Here is a 16,279-nt window from a genome sequence, read left to right on the forward strand (position 1 = left end):
CATGAGCAAACACCCGGTCAATGTACGCGCTCGACCGCCAGCAGCCACTGCGGATTACCGGGCGGTACTCAAGCAAGCCTTGCAATCCCATCAAGCCGGCGATCTCGATATCGCCGAGCGCCTCTACAACGATGTGCTGGAACTGCGCGCAGGCCAGCCTGATGCCATGCACTACCTGGGTGTGCTCTGCCACCAGCGAGGGCGCAGCGACGAAGGCATGCGCCTGATCGAGGCGGCGTTGAAGATCACGCCCAGGCATCCGGATGCGCACAACAACCTCGGCAACATACATAAGGAATGCGGGCGTTTCGGCGATGCAGAACGCTGCTACCGCAAAGCGCTGGCATGTGGTCCGCAGCATTACAACGCGCAGAACAACCTGGCCGTGGTGCTGGAAGCACAGGAGCGCCTGGAAGAAGCGTTCGAGGCTTATGCGACGTTGCTGCGGCAGGCGCCGAAGTTTGCGCAGGGGTATTACTTGATGGGCATGTTCCTGCGCAATCACGCGCAGAGCATGGAACACGTCGAGCAGTCGGTGGAATGCTTCCGCACGGCGTATGCATTGGACGCGCGTAATGTGCGCGCCCTCGAGTCGCTGGGCATGTCCTTGTATGCCCTGCATCGCCTTGAAGAAGCGGCGCAGGTTTATCGTGACTGGCTGGCGCGCGAGCCGGAGCATCCGGTACCCCGCCACATGCTGGCTGCTTGCGGTGCCGCGGAGGCGCCGTCGCGTGCAGCCGATGATTACGTGCGCGAAGTCTTCGACGCATTTGCCGAGAGTTTTGACGAGCAGTTGCTGAAGAATCTGAACTATCGTGCGCCGCAAGTCCTTGCGGAAGCATTGGGTGAAAGGCTGCCAAGCGCAAGCGGAGAGCTCGACATCCTGGACGCCGGCTGCGGTACCGGACTTTGTGCGCCGTTGCTGCGCCCCTATGCAAGACGGTTAGTGGGGGTGGATCTGTCCGGCGGTATGATCGAAAAGGCGCGCCTGCGCGGCGGTTACGACGAACTGCAAGAGGCCGAGCTGACCGGTTACCTGCAGGCACAGCCAAGTGCTTACGACATAGTGTTTTCAGCCGACACGCTGGTGTATTTTGGCGAACTGCAGGCGGTACTGCATGCAGCGCATGACGCGTTGCGTTCGGGCGGCTGGTTGGCCTTTACGGTGGAAGTGGCGCAAGGCGAAGACGAGCGCATCGATCTTTCGCCCAGTGGCCGCTACCAGCATACGCGCCGCCACGTGGAACGCGCGCTGTCGTCGGCAGGGTTTTCGCGGGTAAGTATCGGTCATGACACGTTGCGCAAGGAAGGCGGCCAGCCTGTGACGGGCTGGGTGGCGTTGGCGCAGCGCACGCCAGGGCATTGAATGTGAGTGCATCGGATATGTGCATGGACACCTCATGGAAGCATACTAATAGCCCACTCATCGATGGCTTGGTGGAGCAGGAGGGCGTACATGACGCCACTATGTACAACTCGATGATGCCCAAGGCATCGGTGCGGCGCAGCGAGTGCTGCGGATTCCAGTAGCACTCTGTTGGCGTTCGGTTTTCGGGGCGCCCAATGAGGCGTCTTCCTTGTAGACGCCATTTGCCGAGGCGCTGCGTTTTGACCACGTTCCAGGTTTTGAGAGAGAAAGATAATGAAAGCTAGCCGTTATTGGGGTTCGTTGATGTTATGTGCCTTGCTGTTGTTCCCATTCGCGAATGTTGACGCGGCGGGAGATGCGGCGGCCGGCGCCAAGTTGCCATCGGGCGTGAGTGTCTATGCGCACGAGACTATCGATAACGGCCAGAAGTGCCTGGTGGGTGCGAAGTCCGACCAGGACGGACTCAATGAACGGCCCGTCGTTTACCTGGCCGATGCCACAGGTGGATTTACGTGGCATGCGTCGCTGAAAATTCCTGCAGATACCTACCAGGGGCGAGCGACGCATTGCGTGGCATCGCCGGCTGCGTTGTTTGTTCTCGTCCAGGTTGATACGCAGTCCGAGCAGTCCCTGTCGCAGACCTTGCTCAAGGTGGTCAAGCTGGACCGAAAGACCGGCGCGGTCCTGGCGACCAAAGATGTCGCTGTTCCTGGTGTTTCGGCGGCATATTCCGCTTCGGTGGACGAGGGGGGCGATAATTTCAAGGCCGAGAATGGCAGTCTGGTCATCAAGGGAAGCTATGAGTTGATGTCAGACAGGGACAACAATACCGGCAACGACCCGACGAATTTTACCGTCAAACTGCCGATGGCCATGAACTGATAGGCGGGTATGAGAAATGAGCGGCCAGAAGAAAAAAACTCCGGCAGATCCGAAAAAGTTCATAGCGGAAATCTATCCGGCTGCTCGCCAGGTTGGACAGGAAACAGGCATGTCCTGGGAGCTGATCCTGGCTCAAGCGGCAGGCGAAACCGGTTGGGGGGCTAAAGTGCTCTCCGGCACCAACAATATCTTCAATATCAAGGCGATCGGTGGTTGGAAGGGGCCTAGCAAAACGTTCAACGTCTGGGAAATGGAAAACGGCAAGAAGGTATGGAAGCTGCAGCCGTTCCGGGTGTATGGCTCCTACCATGAGTCACTCACGGACCGGATTGCGTTCTTGCAACAAAACAAGCGCTATAGAAAAGCAGGATTGTTTGATGCCGGAACCAAGGGTGACCTTCGCAAGGAGGCAACGGCATTGCAAAAAGCTGGTTACGCGACTGACCAGCTTTATGCGGATAAGCTAGTCACCCTCTTCAACGGCCCAACGATGCAGGCGGCTATCAAGTACGCGCAGCAGCAGGCCCCTGCCGCTTCCTCTGCTTCCGCCCCGGCCGGGGCTGGACAACAGGCCTCTTCTTCTGCGGCTGCCGCGTCCCCGGCGCTTGCGGCCGGCGCGCCGATGGCGGCTTCATCGAAGGCGCCTGCGGCGACGACAAGCGTAGCCCCCCACCCGGCGGCTCCCCACCTGTCTGCACCGGCACCCTCGTCGCTCAAGCTAGGTATTCACAATGAAGCCGTCCGCAGCTTGCAACAGAGCCTTGCCAAGCAAGGCTATGCGGTGAAAGTCGATGGTTATTTCGGTCCAGGTACCCGGACGGCTGTGGAGGCGTATCAACGCGCCCATGGCCTGCAGGTCGATGGCGTTGTCGGGCCGACCACCTTGCAGCAGTTGAATGCGCATGGTGCCAAAGGCTCGGCAACCTTGCGTCGAACGGATGGGGAGAGCCCGATGACGCAGTTGATCCGTTTGTTCTTTGGTTGAGGATTGGGGCCGAGACACGCATGGGCGCGCCTCGGATGTAGGTATAAACTAGGCGTGTTACACGATGTGTGGCCAGTGAAAGCAGGGGAAACGTGCCCCGGCCAAACACAATCCGTCCAGGTGGTCCAGGGAGAACCGGTACTGCCAAAGCGGGGGCTCAAAGGTGCAGCAGCAAAAAGACGAAGCCTGGCCGGTATGGACGCAGAGCGCGTTTTTTTGATGTCGACGCAGGATGTCCGAAAGGCTTAACGCACAACTTCATGGATTAGGGGCACATTGGCATGACCGGCATTGTCAGCATCACCTCCGCTAAGTGCGATAACTTGCGCTTCGTCAGCATGACAGCCAAGGAGTGCCTTGGTCAGTTGTTTGACTTCCAGGTGCAGTTTGAAAGCGAAGATCAAGCCATCGACCTCACCGGGTTGTTGGGTTCCGCGATGACGGTTGCACTCAATACCGAGAATGGCTACATCCGCTACTTCAATGGCATGGTGGTGAGTGCGACGCAAACGGGTGTCGATTACATCGAAGACCTCGTCTACGCGCAGTATGAGGTGAAATTGGTTCCCAAGCCTTGGCTGCTGATGCACAAGGTGGACTGTCGCATCTACAAGCAGATGGCAGCGCCTGACATCATCAAGCAGGTGCTCAGTGAGATTGGTTACAGCGATATACAACTGAATCTGAGCGGTGCTTACGCTACGCGCGATTATTGTGTGCAATATCGCGAGGACTATTTCAACTTCATCAGCCGCCTGATGGAGCAGGAAGGTATTTATTACTACTTCACGCACACTGACAGCACTCATACGATGGTGTTGGCCGACAGCATCGGTGCCCACGAGAAAGTAGATGGATTCAGCGACGTTGCCTATAGCGGCGCATCCGATGGTGTGCTGCGCAGGCAGGCTACGGTTACTTCGTGGGCTGCTTTCCGTACTGCGGATGTGGCCAAATACGTATTTACCGACTTCGACCCGATGGCGCCGAAGGCCTCACTGCTGTCCACTGGCACGAGCGACGGCCATGGGGACGGCGACGAAGGGGCGAACGGGAAGCTCGACATCTTCGATTATCCCGGCCTTTATACGAAGGCAGACGTAGGCACCCAATACGCAAGAGTTCGCGCCGAGGCATTGAGCGCTTCGCTGTCGCGTTACAGCGGCTCGACCGGCGTGTGCCAGGTGCAGATTGGCGGTTTGTTCCAGCTGAGTGAATATCCGCGCGATGACCTCAATCAGGAGTACCTGATTGTTGAAAGTGAAATCAATCTCCATGCTCCGTCCAGCAGTGCTGGCAACGATGGCGGAGAGTTGATGTTTCACTGTGGTTTTTACTCCATTGAAAGCAGCCAGCCTTATCGCAGTGCGCAAACGGCGCGCAAACCTACCATCGTAGGCCTGCAAACAGCGATCGTCACGGGAAGCGACACGGACGAGGACATCGCGGTCGACAAATACGGCCGCGTCGAAGTGACGTTCCACTGGAATACACCTGACAAGAAAAACGCCAAGTGTTCCTGCCCAGTACGCGTGGCCACCTCGTGGGCCGGCAAGAACTGGGGCGCCATCAGCATTCCGCGCGTGGGCCAGGAAGTGGTGGTGAGCTTCCTGGAAGGCGACCCGGATCGCCCGCTGATCATCGGCAGTGTCTACAACGGCGACAACACCGTGCCTTACAGCCTGCCGGACAACAAGACGCAAAGCGGCATCAAGAGCCGCAGCCTGCTTGGCGGTGCGGCCGACTTCAACGAGCTGCGCTTTGAAGACAAGAAAGGCAGCGAAGATTTCTTCATGCATGCGCAGAAAGACATGCATGAAGAGGTGGAGAACGATCACGTGGTGACCATCGACCACGATGAAACCGTCACCATCAAGAACGATCGCCACCACACCATCAACAACAACGACACGCAGGACGTGGGCAAGGTTTTCAAGCTCACGGCCGGCACGGAGATCCAACTTGTCACCGGCTCGTCGAGTATCATTCTCAAGAGCACGGGCGAGATCCAGATCAGCGGCGTCAACATCACCATTACCGGCAATTCGTCGGTCAAGGTGGAAGGGCAGGTCGAGGTAGATATCAAGGCGGGTGCCACCATGGACATCGGTGCCGGTGCCAGCATGAAGGTGCACTCGGATGCGATGCTGGATGTGGAGGGCAGTGCGTCGACCAGCATCAAGGGCGCCATGGTGACCGCCAGTGGCGATGCCATGACGCAGGTATCCGGCGGCATCATCATGATTGGTTGAGCCGTTCCATTGGCCGTCATTCCTGCGACGGCCAGGCAAAAAAAGCATCACGAAAGCGGACAGGGATGCCGAAGGCTGATCGGCAAACGCAGCAACACGGATTGGTAAAGGGGGAACTGGATGTCGGTCGTTACGCAGGCTTCGATGCAAATGGGTTTGTCGGCCCTGGCCAACGCCAGGCTGCGCCCGGAAATGACGCCGCAAGTGGCGGTGCAGACGCTGCTCGATGCCGGCGACACCCAGGATGCGCTCAAGCTGCTCGCCCGCCTGCTGCCAAAGCGCTACGCCGTCGCATGGCTGCTGCAATGCGCGCGCGAGCAACCACTGGGCCTGGAAGACAAGGCCGGCGCATCGCTGGCCGAAAAGTGGGTGCGCGAACCGAACGAAGACAATCGCCGTGCCGCCTTCGAATTCGCCAATGCCGGTGGCTATCGCTCGCTGGGCGCATGGATGGCGGCGGCAGCAGGCTGGTCGAGCGGCAGCTTGGCGCCGGCCACGCAGGAACAAGCGGTGCCGCCACCGGAACATCTCACCGCGCGCGCCACCGTGGCCGCCATCAACCTGATGGCCGCACTGGTGACCGAGCAATTCGAAGTACGCCGTACCGCCTTCATCGAGCGAGCCATGAGCTTGCTCAATGCCGGCGCCAACGGCAGCGGTAATCGTTAAGCAGGGGATTTAAGTGTGTCGACGCCACAGACATTGACGCTCGTCGTGCAAGGCCAACAGGCGGCGCAATTTGGCAGTCGCAGCCAGAAGAGTTTTCATGCGAAGGACGGCAGCATCGGACGTTCCGAGGATTGCGACTGGGTGCTGAGCGCGTCCGGGGTGTCGCGCGTGCATGCCATGGTGCGCTATCTCAACGGCATCTATTTCATCGAGGACCGCAGCACCAACGGCATGCTGCTGAACGGTTCGCCCCTGATCAAAGGCGACCCGGCGGCGCTGAAAAACGGCGATCGTCTGCAGATCGATACCTTCGAGGTCGCCGTGCGCATGGAGGCGGATAGCGAAACCATCGTGCAAGTCGGGCCGCCCGTGCCGCAACCGATGCCCGCGCCTGCGCCGCCACCGGTTTCAGCTTCTTTCAATAACGATCCGTTGGATTTCGATTTCTTCAATCCCTTGCCGTCCGCGCCGGCACCATCGCGTGCATCATCGATAGACAGCTTGATTCCGGGCACGCGCCAGGTCGCAGAACCCAGGGCCGATCTCGATCCGCTGAGTTTTCTCGATGAGCCATTCGGTGCACCCGCACCGGAACCCGCACCCGCGCCAAGCTGGAACCACACACCCAGCGTCAGCGATCACTTCCGCCCGCCCACCACGGACGTGCGCAAACAGGCCAATACGCTGCCGGAAAATTGGGATCTGACCACGGGCGATTTCGCCCCCGCGCCTGCGGCGCCCGTTGCACCGCCCGAACCCGCGCCCGTCGTGGCATCGCCGCCAGCGCCGCCACCGCAGGTCCCGGTGCCTGCGCCAGCGCCCGTGTACGTACCCGTGCCCGCACCCACATCGGGCGGCGCGCTACCCCAGGACGTGGAGCAGATCTTTCGCATCGTGGTCGATGGCGTCATGGACGTGCTGCGCGCGCGTGCCGAAATCAAGAACACGTTCCGCTTGCCGGTGACCGTGATCCAGCGCTCGGAAAACAACCCGCTGAAATTCGCGCTCGGCACGGACGAGGCGATGCAGAAAATCCTTGGGCCGGCCAATCCCGGTTTTCTTTCCGGCACGGCGGCGTTCCAGGATGCCTTCGAAGACATCCGCCTGCACCAGATGGCGATGCTTGCCGGTGTGCGCGCGGGCTTCGAAGCCTTGCTGGTGCACTTCAATCCGGATCGCTACGAACATGAAGTGGATGGTGGCAAGCGCGGTGGCGTGGCGTTCGGCGCCAAGGGGAAGTACTGGGACAAATACCGCGACAACTTCGAAGGCCTGATAAAGAACCCGGACGACACGTTCCGGCGGTTGTTTGGAGATGAGTTCGCGCGGGCGTATGAGGAGCAGCTGGCGCGGCTCAAGAGTAGTCGTCGCAAATGAACATCGTAGGTTGGGGTGCAAACCCCAACATCGCGATGCATCAACGCATCGATGTTGGGGTTTGCACCCCAACCTACAAACTCTCCCCGAAAGGGGAGGGCGCGTAACCAAAGCCGCAAGACAGACGGACCCGATACATGACGCAAAACAACAAAGTGGTGTGGAGTGAAGGGCTGTTTCTGCGGCCCCAGCACTTGCAGCAGCAGGAACGTTACCTGGAGCGTTTCGTTGAAGTGCGTGCAGGGGCTTTGCGGCCTTACGCATGGGGCTTTCACGAACTGGAACTGGAAACGGACCTGTTGGCGATCGGCAAGATCGGCATCAAGCGTGCGCGTGGCGTGTTTCCCGACGGCACGCCATTCTCCATGCCCAACGACGATCCGCTGCCGCCCGCGCTGGAAGTGGATCCGAACTGGCGCGACCAGACCGTGTATCTCACCTTGCCGCTGCGTTCACCCACGCAACCCGATAGCGGACGCCCCGAAGCGCCGCCGGAAAAACTGTTCCGTTTCCGTGTGCGCGAAGCCGAAGTGCGCGATGCGTCCGGCAGCATGGACGGACTCTCCGTGCTGGAAGTCGGCGGCATGAGCAGCCGCTTGCTGCCGCAATCGCAGCCGATGGAAGGCCTGGCGCAGATTCCGCTGACGCGCATCGTGGAATGCCGTTCCGATCGCCGCGTGGTGCTGGATGAAACCTTCATGCCGACCGGGCAGAGCTGCCAGGCGGTACCGCGACTGGTGACGTTTCTGACCGAATTGCTCGGCCTGTTGCATCAGCGCGGCGAAGCGCTGGCGAGCCGCGTCGCGGTCACCGATCGCGGCGGCGCGGCGGAAATCGCCGACTTCCTGCTGCTGCAAGTGGTCAACCGCTATCAACCGTTGATTGCGCATCTGGCTGCCGCACCGATTGCGCATCCGGAAGATCTTTATCGCCTTGCGGTCGCGATGGCTGGTGAGCTGGCCACTTTCACCGCACCGAGCAAACGCGTGCAGGCATTCCCGCCTTATCGCCATGAATTTCTGCGCGAGAGTTTCGACCCGGTGATCATGGCGCTGCGCAACAGCTTGAGCGCAGTGATGGAGCAAACTGCCATGCCGATTCCGCTGCAGCAGCGCAAGTTCGGCGTGTGGGTGGCGGTGGTGCCGGATCTCACCTTGCTCGACACCGCGGCCTTCGTGCTCGCGGCCAAGTCGGACATGAAATCCGAAGACCTGCGCCGCCAACTGCCCGCGCAATCGAAGATTGGTCCGGTGGAAAAAATCCGTGACCTGGTGAACCTGCAATTGCCGGGCATCGTGGTCGCGCCGATGCCGGTGGCGCCGCGGCAGATTCCCTACAACTCCGGCTTTTTGTATTTCGAATTCGACAAGAACTCGCAGATGTGGCGGATGCTGAAGACCTCCGGTGGCATCGCGTTCCATTTCGGCGAGGAATTCGCAGGGCTTGACCTGCAACTGTGGGCAATTCGAGGCGGAACATGAGCCACAAGAGCCTGCGTCACTTCGTAGGTTGGGGTGCAAACCCCAACATCGAGCGCTATCAGGCATGGCAACGTTGGGGTTTGCACCCCAACCTACGGGTTCGGAGCATTGAGACATGAGCCAGAACAACGGCCCCAACGACGATATGCGCGACGTCACCATGGTGCGCCCGCATGGCTCTGCGCCGGCACCTGCACCCGCGGCGGCGCCACCTTCCGCTGCGCGCGCGCCCGCTCCGTATGCGCCGCCCGCGGAAATCAATCAATTCCTCGAAGGCGGCCCCAATCCGCTGGTGCAGGCGGCCAGCCCCCTGCTGTTGCTTGCCGTGCAATTGCGCCATAGCGTGGCGCCGCCGGACGCCGCGCACCTGCGCGATCAAACCGTGGCGCAGATCCATCGCTTCGAAAACATCGCGCAGACGGCCAATATCGCGCAACAAACCATCCTCGCCGCGCGCTATGTGCTGTGCACGATGCTGGATGAAGCCGTGCTCAATTCGCCCTGGGGCGAGCACAGTGGCTGGGCGCAGAAAACGCTGCTCGTTACTTTCCACAGCGAATCCTATGGCGGCGCCAAGTTTTTCCAGATTCTCGAGCGCCTGTGTTCGGATTTTGCCAAGCACATCGACCTGATCGAACTGATGTACATCTGCCTGGCGCTGGGTTTTGCCGGGCGCTACCAGATCGAATCAGGCGGTCGCGCCAAACTTGCCGACATCCAGGAAGACCTGTACCGCCGCATCCAGGCGCAACGCGCCAAGCCGGCGGATGAGCTGGCACCGCACTGGCGCGGCATTGAAGACCGCCGCAATCCGCTGATCCGCTATGTACCGCTATGGGTGGTTGCCGCGTTCGCGGCGGTGATCCTGCTGGGCGCGTTCCTGTTTTTCTATTCTCGCCTCAACGGACTTTCCTCGCCGATCAGCGCGCAGCTGGCGCAAGTCGGCCTGGAAAACGGCACGCCGCCGGATACCGCGCGCCAGCCGCACCCTGCACGCAAGAGCCTCAAGCAACTGCTGTCGCCGGAAGAACAGGCCGGCTTGCTCACCGTCGATGAAAAGCCCGATGGCGAGGCCATGGTGCGCCTTGCCGCTACCGGCATGTTCCCCTCCGGCGGCGTCGACGTGAGTGCGGATGAGATTCCGCTACTGCACAAGATCACCGCCGCACTCAACCAGGTGCAGGGCAGGGTGATCGTCGTGGGTCATACTGACGATCAGCCGATCCGCTCGCTGAAGTACAAGGACAACTTCGAGCTGTCCAGCGCACGTGCGCATAGCGTGGCGCAGATCCTGAGCGATGGCCTGGACAACGCTTCACGTATCGAATCCAGCGGCGCGGGCTCATCGCAGCCCATTGCGTTGCCGCCCGATACGCCCGACAACCGCACGCGTAACCGGCGCGTGGAAATCAAGTTCATTCCGGAGGATTGAACCCTGTGAAGATTTTTGCGCTGTTCAAATCCGGTTGGTTCATTGCGCTGATCGGTATCATCCTGCTGTCCATCCTGATCTGGCTGGGCGGTCCTTATCTGGGCATCGGCGATTCGCAACCGCTGGCCAGCCCCGTGGTACGTCTGGTCACCATCATCGTGATTCTTGCGATATGGGTGATCTGGTTGCAGGTACAGCAGCTGCGTGCACGCAAAAAAGCACAGCAGATGTCCGGCGACATGGTCTCGCAAGAGGCCAAGCCGGCCGGCAGCGACCAAGACCAACGCAGCACCGCGGAACGTACGCAATTGCAGGGGCGTTTCCAGGAAGCGGTGGATACGCTGCGTAAAGCCAAGCGTGGTGGTGGCAATCTCTACACGCTGCCGTGGTACGTGGTGATCGGCCCGCCGGGTTCCGGCAAGAGCACGCTGCTGCAGAATTCGGGCCTGAATTTTCCGCTCTCCGATCGCTTCGGCAAGCAGGCCTTGCGCGGCGTCGGCGGTACACGCAATTGCGACTGGTGGTTTACCGACGAAGCGGTGTTCCTCGACACCGCCGGACGCTACACCATGCAGCAATCCGACCAGGCGGCGGATGCCTCGGCGTGGAGCGAATTCCTCAAGCTGCTGCGCAAGTACCGCAAGCGCCGGCCGATCAACGGCGTGGTGATTGCGATGAGCATGTCCGATCTGCTCACGCTCGACCAAAACGGTATGCAGGAGCACGTGCAGGCGATTCGCCGTCGCCTGGATGAGTTGTCCACGCAATTGCGCATCGGCGTGCCGGTGTACCTGGTGCTGACCAAGTGCGACCTGATCGCCGGCTTCACCGAATTCTTCGACGATCTGAGCCCGGAACTGCGCAGCCAGGTATGGGGCATGTCGTTCCCGGTCGATCAGACCATGAACGGTTCGGCGGCCAAGCAGTTCGGCAGCGAGTTCGAATTGCTGTTGAATCGCCTGCACACGCGCATCCTGAGCCGCTTGCATGCCGAACGCGATGCCAACCGACGTGCAGCCATCCTTTCGTTCCCGCAGCAGCTCGGCGCCTTGCGCGAAACCATGCGCCAGTTCGTCGAAGGCGTGTTTACCGGTTATGCCTACGGCACGCCGCCGTTATTGCGTGGTGTGTATCTCACCTCCGGTACGCAGGAAGGCACGCCGATCGACCGCATGATGGCGGCGGTGGCACGCACGTTCGGGCTTGATGCCGCACAAGTGCATGCGCCCGGCGCGCAGCAGCGAACCTTCTTCGTCGAGCGTTTGCTGAAAGACGTGCTGTTCCGCGAATCTGGTTTTGCCGGCACCGATCCGAAACTGGAGCGGCAGAAGATCCTGCTGCAGGCTGCGTCATATCTTGGCGTGCTGATTGTTACCGTGCTGCTGCTGGCCGGTTTTATCGAAAGCTACGGGCGCAATAGCGGCTACCTGTCGCAGGTCGAGGATGCGTTGAAGAACTATCCGGCGACCAGTGACGTGTCCGGCGCGCCGACACAGAAGGATTATTTCGCACGTGTATTGGAACGGCTGGAAGGCATGTCCAGCGTGCAGGATGTCGCGCAGCAATACAAAGACAACGTGCCATGGTCGATGCGCTTTGGCCTCTACCAGGGCCACGCGGTAGGCGATGAAGTGCACGATGCCTACGTACGCGAGCTCAACGGTCTGTTGTTGCCGGGCGTGGCGTCGCAATTCCGCTCCGGGCTGACCACCAGCGCGAGCGATCCGCAGGCGTTGTACTACTACCTCAAGGGTTATCTGATGCTGGGGGAACCCAAGCATCAGAATGCCGACGAGTTGATGGCGCTTACCGATATCGAATGGCGCAAGATCTTCCCCGACGGTCCGGTTCTGCAGAAGGCGCTAGCCAAACACTTCCAGGCGTTGGTCGCGCAACCTGGACAACTGCGCCCGCTGCATCTGGATGATCAGCTGGTAGAGCAGGCGCGCAGCACGCTGCGTACGGCGGATCTTTCCACGCTGATCTACGGCAGCCTGAAGCTCAGCATGGACAGCTCCGACCACGCACCACTGCAGTTGGACAAAGAGCTTGGCCTGCTCGGCAACGTGTTCCGCCGCAACGGTGCAGCGCTGTCCGAGCCGATTCCCGCGCTGTACACACAGCCGGTGTTCGCGACGGAAGTGAGCAAAGGCATTGAAGAAGCAGTGAAGCAATTCACCCAGGACGACTGGGTATTCGGCACCGGCAAGATCGATGCGATCCAGCAGGCGAAGCTTGCACAGCAGGTGCTGGCGCTTTATCAGCAGGATTACATCAAGACATGGGACGATCTGCTCAACAGCCTGCAGTTGCAACCGGTGACGAGCATCCAGGACGCCAGTGCGATTGCCGCCAAGCTGTCCGGCCCCAGTTCACCGCTGAAATCGCTGCTGATGGTAGTCCGCGACAACACGCACGACTTGTTGCGCGCCCCACCCGAAAGCGATGCCGACAAGGCGGAAGGCGCCTTGAAGAAAGCGGCAGAAAAGCGTGCCGAGCAGCGCGCCGAGCAGACAGCGGTGATGCGTGCGCTGGCCAGTGCCGGCGTCAACGGCAGCAGCGGGGAAGGCGGGCAGGCCGCCGCCAAGCCCGGCGATGCGATCAGCGCACATTTCGATGCACTCAACAAGCTCACCGATGGTGCGGCCGGAAGCACGCCGATCGATCACACGCTGAGCGTGATCGACCAGCTCAGCAAGACGCTGCTGACCATGACCGACTTCAGCAGCGCCGCCGGCCAGCCCAATCCGCAATTGCTGATGGCGCAACAGGAAGCTTCGCAACTGCCGCCTCCGGTCGCGGGCTGGGTGGCATCATTGACCGGCAAGAGCCAGGCCCTGGTTGCCACAGGCACCAGCGGTGCGCTTGGCGATGCCTTCCAGCAGACGGCCGGCAAGGATTGCGCCGACTTCACCCGTGGCCGCTATCCGTTCTCGCCGAACAGCGCCACGGATATCCCACTGCAGAACTTCGGTGAGCTGTTCGGCTACGGTGGTCGCTTCGACAGTTTCTACAAGCAGACGCTGGACAAGCTGGTGGATGCCAGCGGTTCCACCTGGAAATGGAAGACCGGCCCTGGCGCGGTGAGCGGTTCGCCCGGCATGCTTGCGCAAATGCAGCTGGCCGACACCATCAAGCAGATGTACTTCCGCAATAACGGCAATACGCCCGAGGTGGATTTCACCTTGGCGGCGCCGTCGCTCGATCCGGGCATCGGCAAGCTGGCGATCACCATCGATGGGCAGAAGTTCGAATACCAGGCCGGCAGCACCAGCAGCATGGGTATGAAATGGCCTGGCCCGCAGCCTGGCCATGTGACGATTTCGGCCTGGGACACCAGCGGCAATCTGCTCAGCACGTTCGACTACCAGGGCGACTGGGCGTTCTTCCATGCGATGCAGGCGGCCAATCTGCAGCGTCAATCGGATCTGCGTTACACCGCCAGCTTCAATTTCGGCGGGCACGTCGCGAAGGTCGCCGTGCAGGCGGATAACTTGAAGAATCCCTTCCTCAATACCGTCGTACAGCGCTTCAGGTGCGGAGGGTAGGTCGATCATGAATCCGACAGGGGGGGCGGGATTCTTCGGCAAACTTCCGAGCGCGGGCGATTTCGTGCAGCGGCGGCTGCCATCGTCGTTCGTCGATGCCTGGGATCAACACTTCGAGCGCGCGGTGGATGCAAGCCGGCAAGCGTTAGGCAACGCTTGGCAGCATGCGTATCGCAGCAGCCCGGCGTGGCGATTCCTGCTGTCGCCTGGCGTATGTGGACTATCCGCATGGACCGGCGTGATGGGGCCTGCCGGCGATCGCGTGGGACGCAGTTTCCCCATGGTGATCGCATCGCCGTTGGATGATCCGTCGATGGCCACGCAAACGTTGCGCGATGGCGAACGATGGTTCGCAGCCATGGAGCACGTTCACGTGGCGGCACAATCCGATCCATCGACCAGTGTCGAAACCTTCGACGCGCAATTGCTTGCACTGGCCGGCATGCCGCTGGCTACACCGGCATCATGGATGCTGGATGGCTTGGAACACGTCACCTTCCGCCATGCCGGTCAATGGCGCATGCCGTTGCCGCGTGTGCGTGCCGATGGCGATTTTCTTGCGCGTTTGTGGGCGCGGGTCAGCGAAAGCGGCAGCGGCTGGTGCCTATGGTGGACGCAAGGCGGCGGCCATGTGCCCGCCAGCGTGCTGGTAACGCGTGGCTTGCCAGAGCCTTCAAGCTATGCCGGCTTTCTCGACGCAAAGTACGCGGACGACGGCTGGCAGACATTGGGCACGTTCGAAGAAACGCCGCACCAGCATCACCATGCGCCTCATGTTTCCGTCACGGCGCCTGTCGTGGCATCGCCGTCTCGCCATGTGCTGCCTGATGACTTGAGCGAGCTGTTTGCCGATCTGGTGCCCCCTGTATCGATGGCAGTTGCGAGCGGTGTGACGGAAGCGGGCGCAGCGCCGTCGCATACCAGCGGTGCTACCACCACCTATCGTGGCGATATCGCACTGGCGTTGGTCGCTGCCGATGAAGGCGCAGCCGATGAACGTCGGCAGGCGGCAGCGGCGGCGAACCAGGTTGCGAACGAGTTGCGCGCGGAAGACCTCGCTGGTGATTTGAAGGTATTGAGTCAACGCCTGTTGGCCCTGCATCCCCACCTGCGTGCGCGCAACGAAGATCTGATCAATCCGGTGCCGGAAGACGGCTCGGTGATCGCCGTGCATATCACCCGGCGCTGGGCCAATCTGCTGCGCATCGGCACCGCGGCGGCGTGGCATTGGCGCAAAGGTGCGCTGCAATCCTTGTTCGCCACCGCGGCGGCACCCAGCGACGACAACGCGCTTGGCGGCGACTTCGACGATCTCCTGTTCACGCGTGCCGCGCCGGTGGCATCCGGCTTGGGTGGCCCCATCGAACCGCTGTGCGACGAAGTGGTGTGCGCCGTGGAAGAGGGCGATCGCCTGCTGCTCGTGGTGACGCAAAACCTGGTCCAGCTTGCGCCCGACGTGTATGCGCGTGCGTTGGCCATGCCTTCCTGCGATGAGGCGCGTGCGCGCATCGCCGACGCCGCCGGGCTGGGCAGCGAACCGGCCCGCTGGCCGCTGGCCGTGATCGAGGTGACTTCATGACGCTACGCTACGAATCCGTCGGCCACACTGACACCGGCAAGGTCCGCGCGCACAACGAGGATGCGATCCTAGTGCGCGAAGACGTTGGCCTGTGGGTCGTGGCCGATGGTCTGGGTGGCCACACCGCCGGCGACGTCGCCAGCGGCATGATCGTGGATCGCCTGCGTGCCTTGCCGCGACCGGGCGATGTGTTCGATTTCGTGGAAGCCATCGAAGACACCCTGGCGCAGGTGAATGCCGATCTTCGGAACATCGCGCGCGATCGCAACGTCGACGTGATCGGCTCCACCGTGGTGGTGCTGGTGCACGACAAGGATTTCGTATTGTGCGGCTGGGTTGGCGACAGCCGCGGCTATTGCTTCGAGGACGGGCATCTGAGGCAGATCACGCGTGATCATGTGCATGGCCCGAAGAACGACGTCACCCAACTGGGATCGCAGCCGGCTGGTTCTGGCGTGCTTACGCGCGCGATCGGGGCCGAAGAAAAGCTGTTCGTGGATTGGGTTGTGACGGGAAGCCGGCCTGGCATGGCGTTCCTGCTGTGCAGTGATGGCGTCAACAAGGAGCTGTCGGACGCCGAACTCGATCAGGAATACCGCAGCAACACCGATCCGCAATTCCTGCTGGCCCGGTTGTTCGAGTTGTCTTTGAACCGCGCCGGGCGCGACAACATTTCTGCCGTGATCGTGCGGTTGCAGGACTGAC

At 61.1% G+C, this 16,279-nt stretch carries 11 protein-coding genes; all 11 read left to right on the forward strand.

The features are described from left to right. The first annotated feature begins 1 nt into the window (after window position 1). The 11 genes from IEX75_RS14800 (at window position 2) to IEX75_RS14850 (ending at window position 16,278) form a co-directional block, all read left to right on the forward strand. The gene (locus tag IEX75_RS14800; RefSeq protein ID WP_188795054.1) at window positions 2-1,366 is read left to right on the forward strand and encodes a tetratricopeptide repeat protein; all 1,365 of its coding nucleotides are present in this window, start codon (window positions 2-4) and stop codon (window positions 1,364-1,366) included. Window positions 1,367-1,642: 276 nt separating this feature from the next. Beyond that, complete coding sequence (locus tag IEX75_RS14805) at window positions 1,643-2,251, forward strand: hypothetical protein (RefSeq protein ID WP_188795055.1); 609 nt, start codon at window positions 1,643-1,645, stop codon at window positions 2,249-2,251. 16 nt (window positions 2,252-2,267) lie between these two features. Beyond that, window positions 2,268-3,236 (forward strand): glucosaminidase domain-containing protein, encoded by a 969-nt coding sequence (locus tag IEX75_RS14810; RefSeq protein WP_188795056.1) that lies wholly within the window; start codon window positions 2,268-2,270, stop codon window positions 3,234-3,236. 281 nt (window positions 3,237-3,517) lie between these two features. Next, window positions 3,518-5,488 (forward strand): type VI secretion system tip protein TssI/VgrG, encoded by a 1,971-nt coding sequence (gene tssI, locus IEX75_RS14815; RefSeq protein ID WP_188795057.1) that lies wholly within the window; start codon window positions 3,518-3,520, stop codon window positions 5,486-5,488. A 120-nt stretch (window positions 5,489-5,608) separates the two neighbouring features. Further along, window positions 5,609-6,157 carry a DUF6931 family protein gene (locus IEX75_RS14820; RefSeq protein ID WP_188795058.1) on the forward strand — a complete coding sequence of 183 codons (549 nt, stop codon included), beginning with the start codon at window positions 5,609-5,611 and terminating at the stop codon, window positions 6,155-6,157. Between the two features lie 15 nt (window positions 6,158-6,172). Continuing rightward, window positions 6,173-7,534, forward strand: coding sequence for a type VI secretion system-associated FHA domain protein TagH (gene tagH / locus IEX75_RS14825; protein ID WP_188795059.1), 1,362 nt, complete (start codon window positions 6,173-6,175; stop codon window positions 7,532-7,534). A gap of 137 nt (window positions 7,535-7,671) precedes the next feature. Then, window positions 7,672-9,015, forward strand: coding sequence for a type VI secretion system baseplate subunit TssK (gene tssK, locus IEX75_RS14830; RefSeq protein ID WP_188795060.1), 1,344 nt, complete (start codon window positions 7,672-7,674; stop codon window positions 9,013-9,015). A gap of 115 nt (window positions 9,016-9,130) precedes the next feature. After that, window positions 9,131-10,447, forward strand: a complete 1,317-nt coding sequence (gene icmH / locus IEX75_RS14835; RefSeq protein WP_423373215.1) for a type IVB secretion system protein IcmH/DotU — start codon at window positions 9,131-9,133, stop codon at window positions 10,445-10,447. Between the two features lie 5 nt (window positions 10,448-10,452). Further along, entirely contained in the window at window positions 10,453-13,995 is a 3,543-nt protein-coding gene (gene tssM / locus IEX75_RS14840; RefSeq protein WP_229720844.1) for a type VI secretion system membrane subunit TssM, read from the forward strand. Window positions 13,996-14,002: 7 nt separating this feature from the next. Next, window positions 14,003-15,574 (forward strand): type VI secretion system-associated protein TagF, encoded by a 1,572-nt coding sequence (tagF, locus tag IEX75_RS14845; RefSeq protein WP_188795062.1) that lies wholly within the window; start codon window positions 14,003-14,005, stop codon window positions 15,572-15,574. Then, complete coding sequence (locus IEX75_RS14850; RefSeq protein WP_188795063.1) at window positions 15,571-16,278, forward strand: PP2C family protein-serine/threonine phosphatase; 708 nt, start codon at window positions 15,571-15,573, stop codon at window positions 16,276-16,278. Before tagF ends, IEX75_RS14850 begins: the two co-directional genes overlap by 4 nt. Window position 16,279: the final 1 nt, after the last annotated feature.

The organism is Dyella nitratireducens (genome assembly GCF_014642835.1).
In the GTDB taxonomy this organism is placed as follows: Bacteria; Pseudomonadota; Gammaproteobacteria; order Xanthomonadales; family Rhodanobacteraceae; genus Dyella_B; species Dyella_B nitratireducens.

Coding starts and splice junctions, on each gene's coding strand:
- IEX75_RS14800 (WP_188795054.1), top strand. CDS start 2: ATGAGCAAACACCCGGTCAATGTACGCGCTCGACCGCCAGCAGCCACT.
- IEX75_RS14805 (WP_188795055.1), top strand. CDS start 1,643: ATGAAAGCTAGCCGTTATTGGGGTTCGTTGATGTTATGTGCCTTGCTG.
- IEX75_RS14810 (WP_188795056.1), top strand. CDS start 2,268: ATGAGCGGCCAGAAGAAAAAAACTCCGGCAGATCCGAAAAAGTTCATA.
- tssI (WP_188795057.1), top strand. CDS start 3,518: ATGACCGGCATTGTCAGCATCACCTCCGCTAAGTGCGATAACTTGCGC.
- IEX75_RS14820 (WP_188795058.1), top strand. CDS start 5,609: ATGTCGGTCGTTACGCAGGCTTCGATGCAAATGGGTTTGTCGGCCCTG.
- tssK (WP_188795060.1), top strand. CDS start 7,672: ATGACGCAAAACAACAAAGTGGTGTGGAGTGAAGGGCTGTTTCTGCGG.
- icmH (WP_423373215.1), top strand. CDS start 9,131: ATGAGCCAGAACAACGGCCCCAACGACGATATGCGCGACGTCACCATG.
- tagF (WP_188795062.1), top strand. CDS start 14,003: ATGAATCCGACAGGGGGGGCGGGATTCTTCGGCAAACTTCCGAGCGCG.
- IEX75_RS14850 (WP_188795063.1), top strand. CDS start 15,571: ATGACGCTACGCTACGAATCCGTCGGCCACACTGACACCGGCAAGGTC.